Below are 12,291 nucleotides of genomic sequence, written 5' to 3'. Positions count from 1 at the left end.
GCGATTAGGCCTGACGAACCAATCGTTTCATTTCAGCCGCAGTTGCCTTCTTATCCTCTTGACCGGTAATGCCGCCGCCAACAATAACCAGGTCCGGGCTGGCCTTGATGACTTCCGGCAGCGTATTCAGCTTAATACCGCCTGCAATCGCCGTTTTCGCATGCTTGACGACACGCTTGATCGCCATAAGCTCTTCAAAAGAGTTTTTGCCTGCCGCCTGATGGTCATAACCGGAATGAACACAGATGTAATCCACGCCAAGCTCGTCGATTTCTTTGGCCCTGCCTTCAATGTCCTTCACGTTGATCATGTCGACCATAATTTTTTTGTTTTGTTTTCTGGCTTCTTCGACGGCCCCTCGAATTGTCGAATCGTCCGAGACACCCAGAACAGTAATAATATCCGCCCCCGCTTCGGATGCTTTCATGACCTCGTACCCGCCTGCATCCATAATTTTCAGGTCAGCCAAAACGCGCAAAGCCGGAAATGCCTCTTTGATTTCCTTTACCGCCCTCAATCCTTCGTTAATGACAACCGGCGTGCCGATTTCGACGATATCTATATGCTCCGCCACTTCCGCAACCACTTGTTTTGCTCCGGGAATGTCTACAAGATCCAGTGCCAATTGAAGCTCCATAGGATGATCTCTCCTTCAAAATGATTGTTGTTGTTCGACACAGCCCATTGTAGAGCCTTCATTTCATTTTAGGAAGTAGGCACTTTGCCGTGGGGTAGTTACTTGGAGGATACTAATAAATGGAGAAGCTGTGACTGGACTCGACCTTTGTTTCCTTCCGGTGAACAATCATGGGAAGGAACTGCCAACAGATCTGATTGTGAAATTTTCGAAAAGATATTACGCTGTCCTGTCGAACAAGCCGATTGCTTGGAATGAAATGATTGCAAATCTGGAGCGGAAAGATACGGTTGCACCCATGCCGATTTAACCCGTTGCGTTGAAGGGACGGCTCCAGAAAAAAAACAAGCGAATCCGGTATGCCGGTTCGCCTGTTTACAAATTGGATTGCAGCGCAACAAATGCCGCCGATCCGGCTCCGGTTTGGTTGCCGGTTGCCGGTTGCTGCGGCCGAAAGACGCTCCGTTACAATTACAACCCGAAAACATGTCTGGCTGCTTGCGTCGTCGCTTTGGCCACTTCCTCCGTGCTTTTGCCCACACATACGGATACAGCCTGCAAGATGTGCGGCAGAAACGCAGGCTCGTTGCGTCCTTCCGCCGGCTTGACGGGCAGATCCCGCGGGGTCAGGAACGGGGCGTCCGTCTCGATCATCAGCCGGTCGAGCGGAATGCGCCGCACTAGCTCCCGCAGATGCTTGCCCCGCCGCTCGTCGCAAATCCAGCCCGTAATCCCGATATACAGTCCCATATCGAGATACGTCTTCAGCTCGCTTGCGCTGCCGGTGAAGCAGTGGACGACCGCCCTGTCAATCCGGTGCAGATGCGTCTTCAAGATGCGGACGAAATCCGCATGCGCCTCCCGCTCGTGCAGGAACAACGGCATCCGCAGCTCGCACGCCAGCATGACCTGCGCTTCGAACCACTTTCGCTGCACATCGCGCGGCGAGAAATCGCGGTTGTAGTCCAAGCCGCATTCCCCGATCGCTACGACGGAAGGCAGCGCGGCCAGCTTCCGCAGCTGTGCCAGCGTGTCCGGGCCGCAGTTGCGGGCGTCGTGCGGATGGATGCCTGCGGTGGAGTACAGCTTGCCCGGGAACCGGGCCGCATATCGCGCGGCTTCTTCGCTGTTTCGCATATGCGTCCCCGTCAAAATAAGCGGAGAGACGCCCTCCGCTTCCGCCCGGGCGACGACCTGGTCACGGTCCGGGTGAAACGAGCGGTGCATCAAGTTGACTCCGATATCGATCAGCGACGGCTTCTTCATCGTCTGCTCGCTCCTCTCCCCTCGTCTACGGCGCAGCAGGACGCCGGCACTTCGTCGGCCAGCCACACTTCATTTCCCGCAAAATAAAACGATACGCCCATACTGCGGGCTTTAGCCGTGTCCACGCGCAGGATGACAAGCTCCCCTCTGCGACTGCCTGCCAATGTGGCGAACTGCAGCCCTTCGGACAAATGCACGTACTGACGGCCCATCGGGCGGATGCCTTCCCGCAGAATTGCCGGCGCGGCATGACGGTTCGTGCCATGATACAGCGTCTCTGGCGGGTCGCCGGGCTCGTAGCGAATCTTCTCGAAGCTGTGCCCGTATCGGGCGCGGATGCGGCCATTCGCGATTTCGAAGCGCTGCTTATCCGAATTGCGCACGACCTGCTCTACATCCTGCAGCGTAATCGACGCCCATCTGGACTGCGACCGGATGGCGCGCATCATGTCTTTCAGTTCGCACGACCCGTCCGTTGGATCCAGGATAAGCCCGAACGCTTTGGGATCGTGCCTTAACAGTTTGGTCATAAATTTACTTAAGCGAATTTCCGTTTTTTCATTTAACATGTCGATCTCTTCCTTATTTAAAAATTTAAAAAGTTCACATAACCAGGCTGGCTGGGCGTTTCGTATGCCGGTTGGCATAGGCGGAGGCGGCGTACGAGTCAGGCTTTACCCGAGCGGCGTATCTTCCCATCGCTTCGACCCGGTCCACCATCTCCTGAACGTATAGCGACGTCTTATTGACGACCGGCTCCGTGCCCGCATCAATATCGATGAACGCTTCGAGCGAAGCGCCTTGATACACATAGGGCAGCAGCAGCTCTTCCATCCGGTTCACCGCATCCCCCTCAAAATAACAGGCTATCTCCTGCGAGAGCGACGTTTCGATCGTCAGCTTCTCTTTGACGGAGGTCAGCTCCCGGGGAAGCACCACCTGCCGGTAACAGGCCCAAGCGCCTTTGCCCGGACGGCGGATAATAATACCGGTCACAAATTTGGTATGACCGCGGTGAACCTGACTGTCGGTACCGATCATCAATTGATACGGCGATGCCGGATCTTGAGAGATGAACCGCAGCATCCGCTCGATCACATCGTCGAGGGAGAGGCGGCGTTCTGTCACATTGTGAAATATGAGGTCATCGTGCATGGAAAAAAGATTTGTTCGCTTCATGGTTGTTTGTCACCTGTACAACGTACACGGCATCCTTTCGTTATGTATTTGGTTGGAGCCGGCGGGACTTGAACCCGCGGCCTCCGGTCTGACGAACCGGCGAGAACTCCCGCTTCTCCACAGCTCCATGTGGGTATAGGGGAAGATGGATTCGAACCACCGCTCGCGGCTTCAAAAGCCGCTGCCTTACCACTTGGCGATTCCCCTGAGTTGGACGGATAGGTGCGGGGACGGCCCGCAGGTCTGCCAGTCGCCGAATAGAGCAGCAACCTCTATGACTACATCCTATCCATGATGAAATGGTGACGCATGGGGGATTCGAACCCGCCGAGTGCACGAGTGAAAGTCGTGTGGCTTAACCGCTTGCCTAATGCGCCGCGTTAACAATGAAAAAGACTGCTAGCTCACGCGCTCTTCTTTTGCCCCGATTCGCTCCAAGGCATAAGAAAAGCCGCCGTGATCCGGCAGCCTTGTATCTCCGTATTTTGCATACGCCAAAACGTATGTCAGAATCGCCCGACCTTCAGGGAAGGAGGGGTTCGGAGCAAATCAAGACTACTGGATTTTGTTTGTAATTCAAATTGGACCTCGTGAACATGGACAATCTTATCATGATTCGTCATCGCTACTCTCTCCTTCCACGCGAATTTAAGCAAACAAAAAAGCTGCGCTTCGTCCCTTTTTCCCGCCACGAAGGCAAAAGAAAAAGGCTACGACGATTCGCAGCCTCACCTACCGAATTCCAATTACGACGGGTCTAAAAGCCCCAAACATCGTACAGGTACGCGAAAGCTACGTAAAAAGCGTTGGTTATGAAAGGAATCATGAGCGGATCCTTGCTCGGTCTGTAACAGTTGTTCGAATGCGTTATGCGTTCTCATGTTCCTAACCTCCCTTCGCTTTTGTGTTCATCAAGTTGGTGAAATCTTATCATGCGTTCCGCAAACGTGTCAACCATTATTTTTGTAAAATTGTATTTCTTTAACTTTCACGCTTTACCGCCGTAAGGATGCAGTACGGCAAAAATTGGTGATCCAGAGCTCCCAAATAGATCCCGGGCAAAAGAAACATGACGAGCGCCGGATCATTGCGAGACGCAAATCAGACTGCCAAATGGCAACGAGCTATGTTGAGAAGGTGGTCAATTGAGGTAATAGAGCTGTACGAGGAGGTGGGGTATCCACTTCCGGTCACTGTTGTCTGCAGGAAATCTTAATTGGAAGCCGCTTGGCAGCGGGTATTTCCCGCAGACAAAGGTGAACGCTATCGCTCCTCCAGTGGATACCCCACACCGTATGTATCTCTATTTGGTTTATGAACCACTTTTTCAACACTCTGGACCGCCAAATGGCAGCCTGAGTTTGCTGAAATCCTATTTGCAGTCAGGATCACTGCACCGTCGCAGTTCACATCTTACTAATCGTCGCATCATCCCATTCGCATTTTATCTGCGTGATGACCGCATCAGCCATAGAAAATAAGGTGCTCCGAGGAGCGAGACGATTAGGCCCGATGGAATTTCTTTGGGCGGCAGCAGGTTGCGGCCGACGATGTCGGCCAATACGAGCAGGACAGCCCCGAGCAGCGCAGCAAGCGGCATGAGCCGGCGGTGATTGTGCCCGATCAGAAGGCGTGCCGCATGAGGGGCGATCAGCCCGACGAAGCCGATCGTGCCTACGATCGATACAGCCGCGGCCGCCAGCGCCACGCCGATCGCCGCCGCTCTCAGCCGCGTCTGCTCGACGTTGACCCCAAGGCCCACCGCACCCTCCTGACCGAAGGCCAAAATGTCCACTCTCCGCCCGATCAGCCATGCGAGCGGCAGCAGCAGCACGGGCCACACCACGAGCTGCGCCAGCTCCTCCCAGCCGCGCGCGTATGTGCTGCCGGAAATCCAGGCTAACGCCACGGCCACGTTCATTTTGGTCTGGACCACGATGAGCTGAATGACGGCTGAGCCGCACGCGGATACCGCGATCCCGACGAGCGCCAGCACGGCCGGCTGCAGGCCCGTTTTGCGGGCGATAAGATAGACGATCAGCGCCGCGGCGATCGCTCCGGCGAAGGAAGCAAACGGCAGCAGCGCGATCGGCAGCTCCGGCCAGACGAGCAGCAGAAGCAACGCGCCGACTCCGGCCCCGGCCGAGACGCCGACGATGGATGGGTCGGCCATCGGATTGCGCACGACCCCCTGCAGCAGCAGGCCGCTGACCGCAAGCGCCGCGCCGGCGCAGGCCGCGACGAGCATCCGGGGCAGCCGCTGGTCGAGCACGATCGAGCGGGCCAGCTCGGGGCCTTGGCCTTGAACCGCCGCCAGCACGTCCTGCAGCGGGACTTTTACATCGCCGAAGATCATGCCCAGAATCGTGACCGCAACGAGCAGCACCGCGAATAGACCAAGGAGCGCCCGGTACGGAAGAAAGCGGGTCGTCGTGCCAAGCGACGAGGCGGACGGCTTCGGCACCTCGCGATGCTTTTGCGCCGCCCGGTAGGACAAATAGGCGAGGCACGGCCCTCCGATGAGCGCCGTCACGGCGCCTACCGGAAGCTCGCCGTACGAGCTGTTGTTGGCCAGCCTGCTGCCGACGTCGGCAGCCACCAGAATGACGGCCCCCCATAAGAAGGAGGCCGGCAGAAGCAGCTTGTGGCTGCGCACCCCGATCAAGCGAACCAGATGCGGCGCGAGCAGCCCGACAAAGCCGACCGGACCGACGATACTGACGATCACCGCGGCAAGCAGCAGCGCCAGAACCAGACTGATCAGCCGGATTCGCCCCACATGCTGACCGAGCGATTGCGCCGTCTCCTCGCTGAGTAGCAGCAGGTCGAGCGAGCGGGAGAGAAACAGGGCTGCCGCGGCGGCAGCCCCAACCCAAGGCCAGGCGGCGCTGACGCCGCTCCAGTCGTTCTGCACAAGCGTGCCGCTGCCCCACAGAAACAAACCGCTCGTTTCCTCTTCGAACAGCAGCTGCAGCGCGCCAGTCATCGCGGACACGGCCATCGATACGATCATCCCGGCCAGCGTCATGCGCAGCGGCGTCGCGCGCAGTCCCCCGGCCAGCGAATAGGCCAGCAGCGCAGCAAAAACGGCACCGCCGAACGCCACCAGCATCGGCGAGACGCCCATCAGCGACGGGGCGAACACGGTGGCCGCCACGACCGCGAAATAGGCGCCCGCGTTGATGCCGAGCGTACCGGCCGATGCCAGCGGGTTGCGGGTAATCGTCTGCAGCAGCACGCCCGCGACCGCAAGCGCCCCGCCGGCCAGCATACCGGCTACGACCCGCGGCAGCCGCAGCGTCCGTACGATCTGGTGCTCGGCCGTATCCTGCGGAGCGAAGACCGCTTCAAGCACCATGCGGGGAGTCAGATCGGCGGCCCCCTGCATCACATGGACGACCATGAGCAGGAGCAGCAGCGCCGCCCCCCCGCCGAACACGAGAACGGGCGGGGCCCACCCGCGCATAAAGAAAGCAGCGTTTACGCCGCTTCTTTCCGTTCTCATTTGGTCATCGCCGCCGCCGCTTTTTCAGCGATCAGCTGTGCCGACAGCGGTCCGCCGAACAGCCATGTATCGCCGCCCATCGCGTACATCCGGTTTTCCTTGACGAAATCGAGGTTTTTCCATACCGGATTTTCCTTCAGCTGGTTGGTGAAAATGTTATCGTCATCCTGCACGATGTAGAAGAAATTCGCTTTCTTCATGGCAAGCAGCGGCTCGACGCCCCCTTCTTCGAAGGTCGGGACGTAACCCTTCGGCTTGAACGCGTTTTTCATCCCCAGCTTGATCAGCACCTTGGCGGACATCGCGTTATCCGACATAATGCGCATCGTCGGCGCCTTTTTCAGCGAGAAAGCTTGCACCAAGATGAATTCGGAGTCCGCTTTGCCCGCTTTCTTCACTTTTTCGGCCAAACCAGCAATCGCCGCATCGACTTCCTTCAGCACTTTTTCCCCTTCGTCCTTCTTGTTCAGCGCGTCTGCAACAATCCGGAAATTTTTCTCCATCATCGCGTAAGCATCCGGCTCCTTTTCCGTGTTCGGATAGAACACGATGGTCGGAGCGATCGCTTTTAATTTGTCGTAGAAGGCTTCGACACGGTTGGTCGCGATGATCAAATCGGGTTTCAGCGCGGAAATTTGCTCCAGACTCGGCTCGACCCGGCTGCCGACATCCTTCACGTCCGGGGACAGCTCGTGCTTCACCTTCACCCATTTTTTGTAGCCTTCGATATCGGCAATGCCGACCGGCTGGACGCCCAGCGCCAGCACGTCCTCGACCACGGACCATTCGATGGCGACGATGCGCTGCGGCGTGCCTTTGATCTCTGTGGTGCCGAGCAGATGGTTGATAGTTCGAACCGCCGGATCTTGCGATTTGCCCTGCTCTTGCGTCGATGCTTGCTCCGGCTTCTTGGCGTCGGTGCCGGAAGCGGCTTTCGGAGCGGAAGCTGTATTGGTATTCGCCGTTCCGCAACCGGCGATGAATAGCATGACGCAGCAAAAGACCAGTAGAAAATGATGCATAGATCGTGACATGATACAGCCCCCTAAGTATGTACATTAATTGATAATAATTATCATTATCAATTGACAGTTTAAAATGGTTTCCTGCATCTGTCAATCCCCAGTTGTTCGGAATGAATTTGGAGACCAAAGATTTTCCCGGGAAATACTTTATGAGATAATGATGCCAACAAAGCAGGCGCCATGGAAAAGGGGGAACCTTCGTGAACCGCAGTATGACGCTGAATTCGGACGATGAGCGAATAAGTCATCTTTGCCTCAACGATGCCAAGATGGCCACTCTGATCGCCCTCATCGGCGAAGTGACGTTCAACGTGCGCAGCAGCCATTTTGAGTCGCTGGTACTGTCGATTGTCGGGCAGCAGCTCTCCGTGAAAGCGGCAGCCACCATCAACAGCCGGGTAAGATCGCTCGTCTCCTCCATCACTCCCGAGGAGATCGACCGGGTCGATCCTGAAGCGCTCCGAACCGCCGGACTATCGTCCGCCAAAATCAACTACATCAAAGACTTGAGCGCAAAGCTGCTTCATAAGGAAATCGACCTGACCCTGCTGCCCCAACTGGAAGACCGCGAAGTCGTTGAGATGCTAACCAAGGTAAAAGGGATCGGCCAATGGACAGCGGAAATGTTTCTGATCTTTTCTTTAGGGCGAATGAACGTGCTGTCTCTGGGTGATGTGGGTCTGGTGCGAGGGGCCCGATGGCTATATTCGGCGGAACATAAAAAAGACGGCAACCCTTTGGCGCAGCATGCGCAGAAATGGTCGCCGTATTGCAGCGTCGCCTCCCTCTACTTATGGGAAGCCGTCAACCGCGGATATGTCGATTCAGGCAAAACGGTCGAGGAACTCGTTTCAGGCTGAGCTACTTTTCACCGTCGAACCGTCGGTTAGAGCAAACCGTCGAATAGGCTTGTCTCGGTTTTGGAAGGCCAGCGCTGCCCCCGTTCCCAGTTCAAGACAAAAGACTCGTAGCGCCGGTTCTCCGGGAAAACGTCCAAATTCCCGAAATACCTCTCGATCGCGAGAAGCTGGGACGTATGGGCGCGCAGCGCTTCCGCCTTGACGCTCCATGCTTGTTCCGTATCGATAACGAGCGTCGGTTCATAGCCTTGCTCGGTCAGCGTCTTCGACCGAATGTAGTACAGCTTCTGGACCGAAGGGCACCGCCCGCTCAGGACGGCCGCTGTCGCAAACCGTGAAATCGCCATATGATCGGGATGAAAATTTCCGCCGTCCTCCGGAAACGTTACCACGATTCTCAAGCGGTGTTTGTTGATGAAGCCGATGACCGCATCCAAGAATAGCGTCTCGTCGACTGTGTCCAGCTTTCCGTCGGGAAAGCCGAGATGCTCCACTTCCGCAATGCCCAGCACCGCGGCGGCTTTCTCCATCTCCTTGACCCGGATCACGGCAAGCTCCTCCTTCGTCGCTTGCGCCGCATAGCCGTTCTTTTGTCCCGCTTCGCCCTTGGTCGCCAGCAGCAGCACGGGCGCATGCCCTTCATCCGCCAGCTGCCGGATCAGGCACGCGCTCAAAAAGGTTTCATCGTCCGGGTGCGCGTATAAAAATCCGACCGGTTCTCCCATCGTCAGCCACCTCCTTTTTTAGACCCATTATAGCCTACTTTCGGGAGATCAAAACGAAGCGACATCCCTTTTTTCCGTATCGGTCATCTGCCCCTTTTCGTAATGGAAGGGGGCTGGCGAATGACTGCCACGCTCGATTCCCGCACAATGAGCCGAGGCTCGAACTGCACCCGTTCATATTCCCCGGTACCGTGGTCGCGAATCCGCTTCAGCAAAAGCTCGGTAGCCAGGCGGGCCACTTCATCCCCCATGATCGAGACCGAGCTGATTTGCGGGCTTGTCACCGTCGACCACAAGTTGTTGTCGATGCCCACGACCGCCACATCCTCCGGAACGCGGATGCCCAACTCCTTGAAGCGGTTCACAATCCCGATGGCCACCATGTCGTTGACCGCATAGATGGCATCCGGCATATGTTTGAGGCTGTAAAAGTAATCGGCTGCGCGCAAGCCCGTTTCAAACGAGAAATCCTCGCCGAAAAAAACGAGGGAAGGATCTACCTGCGGCAGCGACTGCTCGTAGGCAAAATACCGTTCCTCAATTTTGTTCTTCGGGGCACCCGCGTATGCGATTCGCGTCCGGCCGATTTTGATCAGATGTTCCATCACGAGGCGGCCTTCCTGGCTGGCCAAGCCGACGACGTCCGCTTTTACATGGTCGTCGAGCTTTTTTCCATAGTTGATGATCGAGACGGGTACGCTTGCTTTATTGATCAGTTCCACCAATGTTTTGGGATATGCAAGCGGCATAATAATCAGCCCGTCCACATGCAGCTTCTTTACCTCGCGCACCGTTTCAAGCTCAGTCCGGGCGTTGCCGGTCGTGTTGATCTGCACGACGCGGTAGCCATGCTGTTTCGCCGTCTGTTCCACGGACCAGGCGATTTCGGGAATGATCGCATTGCGGATATCCGGCACGGCCAAGGCAATCTGGTACGTTTGCCGCACCTTCAAGCTTTGCGCCGAAGTATTCGGCGTGAAGCCCATTTCCTCAATCACCTGCAGGATCTGCGCCTTCGTTTTGGGACTGATCCCGCCGCTATCGTTAATGGCGCGCGATACGGTGGCGATCCCCACCCTCGCTTTCTTCGCCACATCTTCAATCGTTACTTTTTGCTTTCTGGTCAAGAGCGATGTCCTTTCTTGATTGGAATCGTTTTCTATGATACGAACCGTTGTCGCTTGTCTCTCTTTATTATAGCATACGATGCCGCCATTTGTGACGAGCCATTGGCAAGCACGTTAAGCCGTCACCTCTGCTTAAACCATCTTCATTCGTAAATCAATTTGACAAATGTATCAAACTTGTGACATTATTTATTGACGGAAACGTTTCCTATTTTATTGCTAAATTCATTTATTACTCAACCCAGTAAGGAGATGTAATGCAAGCATGAAGGCGTTACGATGGCATGGTGTGAAGGATCTGCGCTTGGAAACGATTACGGAACCACAAGCGCCCCAAGGAAAAGTAAAAATTCGCGTGGAATGGTGCGGCATTTGCGGAAGCGACCTGCACGAATATGTGGCCGGCCCGATTTTTATTCCGGAAAGCACGGCCCACCCGCTAACAAAAGAAAAAGCCCCTATCGTGATGGGGCATGAATTTTCCGGACAAGTTGTCGAGATCGGGGAAGGTGTCGCCTCGGTGAAGGTGGGCGACCGGGTCGTCGTCGAGCCCGTCTTCGCGTGCGGGACATGCCCTTCGTGCAAGCAGAGCAAATATAACCTCTGCGAAAAAATGGGCTTTCTCGGCCTCGCCGGCGGTGGCGGCGGCTTCTCTGAATATGTAGCCGTGGATGAACACATGGTCCATAAAATTCCCGACAGCGTCTCTTACGAGCAAGGCGCCTTAGTCGAACCATCCGCCGTTGCGCTGTACGCCGTTCGTTCAAGCCAGCTGAAGGTTGGGGACAAAGCCGTCGTGTTCGGTACCGGCCCGATCGGCCTGCTGGTCATCGAGGCACTGAAGGCTTCCGGGGCCTCGGAAATTTACGCCGTCGAGCTTTCGCCGGAACGCAAGCGCAAAGCGGAAGAGCTGGGCGCGATCGTCATCGATCCGAAAGAATACGATGTGGTTCAAGAGATTCACAAACGAACAGGCGGTGGCGCCGACATCGCTTTCGAGGTGACCGGAGTACCTCCCGTTCTCACCCAAGCGATCGAGTCGACCAAAGTCGCCGGACAGATCATGATTGTCAGCATCTTCGAAAGAGAAGCGCCGATCCGGCCGAACCACCTTGTCATGAAGGAGCGGAGCATGACAGGCATCATCGGGTACCGCAATGTATTCCCGGCGGTCATCCGTTTGATGGAACAAGGCTTTTTCCCTGCCGAGAAGCTGGTTACGAAGCGAATCAAGCTGGACGAAGCGGTGGAGCATGGCTTTGAGGCGCTGTTGAAAGAAAAAAATCAGGTGAAAATCCTCGTAACTCCCAAACTGTAAACAGCGGATTTTTAGCGAAAAGCATCTCGGCACGGATGTCCGGGACTGCTTTTCTTTATACGACGGCAACGTGGCGTATTGTTGTTTGGTCGTTCCCCATTTTGCCTTTTGATACCGAAAAATATCGTTCTCAGTTGCCCCCACCTAGCGGCAGAAGCAGATGGACGGTGGAACTCAATTATATCACATCATCAAAATGACGTGCAGCTAGTTATTCTCAATGTCCATTGTAAAGTCTAGCATCATCCTTTAACCAATTGGTGTATGCATTAAATCCGTTGCCATTAGACAACGACACCCACCATTCCCCATTGAAGTAAACAATCGCATCTGCTTTACCATCCCCGTTCACGTCTCCTACCATTTGCACCTGCGAACCGACTCCATGGCCTTCAACCCATTTTTTATAAGCATTAAATCCATTACCGTTGGACAGGGATACCCACCATTCCCCATTGAAATAAACAATCGCATCTGCTTTGCCGTCCCCGTTCACATCTCCTACCATTTGCGTCTGCGAACCGACTCCATGGCCTTCGACCCATTTTTTATAGGCGTTAAATCCATTACCGTTAGACAACGATACCCACCATTCCCCATTGAAATAGACAATCGCATCTGCTTTGCCGTCCCCGTTCACATCTCCTAC

General features: G+C 55.6%; 11 protein-coding genes and 3 tRNA genes. 2 read left to right on the top strand and 12 right to left on the bottom strand.

What is annotated here, in order from left to right:
• Positions 1 to 4 precede the first annotated feature (4 nt).
• From hxlA to QMG93_RS32690, 9 genes are all read right to left on the bottom strand, one after another.
• On the bottom strand, positions 5 to 637 hold the full coding sequence (gene hxlA / locus QMG93_RS32730; RefSeq protein WP_216790798.1) for a 3-hexulose-6-phosphate synthase: 633 nt from the start codon (positions 635 to 637) through the stop codon (positions 5 to 7).
• 471 nt (positions 638 to 1,108) lie between these two features.
• Positions 1,109 to 1,903, bottom strand: coding sequence for a TatD family hydrolase (locus QMG93_RS32725; protein WP_281944045.1), 795 nt, complete (start codon positions 1,901 to 1,903; stop codon positions 1,109 to 1,111).
• Entirely contained in the window at positions 1,900 to 2,472 is a 573-nt protein-coding gene (locus QMG93_RS32720; RefSeq protein WP_281944043.1) for an RNA 2'-phosphotransferase, read from the bottom strand. Before QMG93_RS32720 ends, QMG93_RS32725 begins: the two co-directional genes overlap by 4 nt.
• 34 nt (positions 2,473 to 2,506) lie before the next feature.
• Positions 2,507 to 3,082, bottom strand: coding sequence for a ribonuclease H-like YkuK family protein (locus QMG93_RS32715; RefSeq protein ID WP_281944042.1), 576 nt, complete (start codon positions 3,080 to 3,082; stop codon positions 2,507 to 2,509).
• 53 nt (positions 3,083 to 3,135) lie between these two features.
• Positions 3,136 to 3,209, bottom strand: a tRNA-Asp gene (locus QMG93_RS32710).
• 9 nt (positions 3,210 to 3,218) lie between these two features.
• Positions 3,219 to 3,289: transfer RNA gene (locus QMG93_RS32705), tRNA-Gln, on the bottom strand.
• A 93-nt stretch (positions 3,290 to 3,382) separates the two neighbouring features.
• Positions 3,383 to 3,459: transfer RNA gene (locus tag QMG93_RS32700), tRNA-Glu, on the bottom strand.
• Positions 3,460 to 4,526: 1,067 nt separating this feature from the next.
• Positions 4,527 to 6,587, bottom strand: a complete 2,061-nt coding sequence (locus QMG93_RS32695; RefSeq protein ID WP_281944040.1) for an iron ABC transporter permease — start codon at positions 6,585 to 6,587, stop codon at positions 4,527 to 4,529.
• Entirely contained in the window at positions 6,584 to 7,621 is a 1,038-nt protein-coding gene (locus QMG93_RS32690) for an ABC transporter substrate-binding protein (RefSeq protein ID WP_281944038.1), read from the bottom strand. The genes QMG93_RS32695 and QMG93_RS32690 overlap by 4 nt, the downstream gene beginning before the upstream one ends.
• Positions 7,622 to 7,812: 191 nt before the next feature.
• Between QMG93_RS32690 and QMG93_RS32685 the strand changes: the two genes are divergently transcribed.
• Positions 7,813 to 8,472, top strand: a complete 660-nt coding sequence (locus QMG93_RS32685) for a DNA-3-methyladenine glycosylase family protein (protein ID WP_281944036.1) — start codon at positions 7,813 to 7,815, stop codon at positions 8,470 to 8,472.
• A gap of 26 nt (positions 8,473 to 8,498) precedes the next feature.
• Here QMG93_RS32685 and QMG93_RS32680 read toward each other — a convergent pair whose 3' ends face one another.
• Both QMG93_RS32680 and QMG93_RS32675 read right to left on the bottom strand, forming a co-directional pair.
• Positions 8,499 to 9,197: a PIG-L deacetylase family protein gene (locus tag QMG93_RS32680; RefSeq protein WP_281944034.1), complete on the bottom strand. Its 699-nt coding sequence runs from the start codon at positions 9,195 to 9,197 to the stop codon at positions 8,499 to 8,501.
• Positions 9,198 to 9,280: 83 nt separating this feature from the next.
• On the bottom strand, positions 9,281 to 10,324 hold the full coding sequence (locus tag QMG93_RS32675; protein ID WP_281944032.1) for a LacI family DNA-binding transcriptional regulator: 1,044 nt from the start codon (positions 10,322 to 10,324) through the stop codon (positions 9,281 to 9,283).
• Positions 10,325 to 10,589: 265 nt separating this feature from the next.
• On the opposite strand from QMG93_RS32675, the gene QMG93_RS32670 reads away from it, so the two are divergent.
• Positions 10,590 to 11,642 carry a 2,3-butanediol dehydrogenase gene (locus QMG93_RS32670; protein ID WP_281944030.1) on the top strand — a complete coding sequence of 351 codons (1,053 nt, stop codon included), beginning with the start codon at positions 10,590 to 10,592 and terminating at the stop codon, positions 11,640 to 11,642.
• A 217-nt stretch (positions 11,643 to 11,859) separates the two neighbouring features.
• On the opposite strand, the gene QMG93_RS32665 is transcribed toward QMG93_RS32670, so the two are convergent.
• On the bottom strand, positions 11,860 to 12,291 hold a 432-nt coding region (locus QMG93_RS32665), incomplete at its 5' end, for an FG-GAP repeat domain-containing protein (protein WP_281944028.1).

The organism is Paenibacillus tyrphae (assembly GCF_027925525.1).
Taxonomy (GTDB): domain Bacteria; phylum Bacillota; class Bacilli; order Paenibacillales; family NBRC-103111; genus Paenibacillus_G; species Paenibacillus_G tyrfis_B.
The sequence above is the reverse complement of the archived record's forward strand: the minus strand, read 5'-3'. Positions and strand labels throughout refer to the sequence as shown.

Bases quoted from the DNA above. Each gene is read 5' to 3' on its own strand.
- QMG93_RS32695 (WP_281944040.1), bottom strand. From the start codon at position 6,587: ATGAGAACGGAAAGAAGCGGCGTAAACGCTGCTTTCTTTATGCGCGGG.
- QMG93_RS32690 (WP_281944038.1), bottom strand. From the start codon at position 7,621: ATGTCACGATCTATGCATCATTTTCTACTGGTCTTTTGCTGCGTCATG.
- QMG93_RS32720 (WP_281944043.1), bottom strand. From the start codon at position 2,472: ATGTTAAATGAAAAAACGGAAATTCGCTTAAGTAAATTTATGACCAAA.
- QMG93_RS32680 (WP_281944034.1), bottom strand. From the start codon at position 9,197: ATGGGAGAACCGGTCGGATTTTTATACGCGCACCCGGACGATGAAACC.
- QMG93_RS32725 (WP_281944045.1), bottom strand. From the start codon at position 1,903: ATGAAGAAGCCGTCGCTGATCGATATCGGAGTCAACTTGATGCACCGC.
- QMG93_RS32670 (WP_281944030.1), top strand. From the start codon at position 10,590: ATGAAGGCGTTACGATGGCATGGTGTGAAGGATCTGCGCTTGGAAACG.
- QMG93_RS32715 (WP_281944042.1), bottom strand. From the start codon at position 3,082: ATGAAGCGAACAAATCTTTTTTCCATGCACGATGACCTCATATTTCAC.
- hxlA (WP_216790798.1), bottom strand. From the start codon at position 637: ATGGAGCTTCAATTGGCACTGGATCTTGTAGACATTCCCGGAGCAAAA.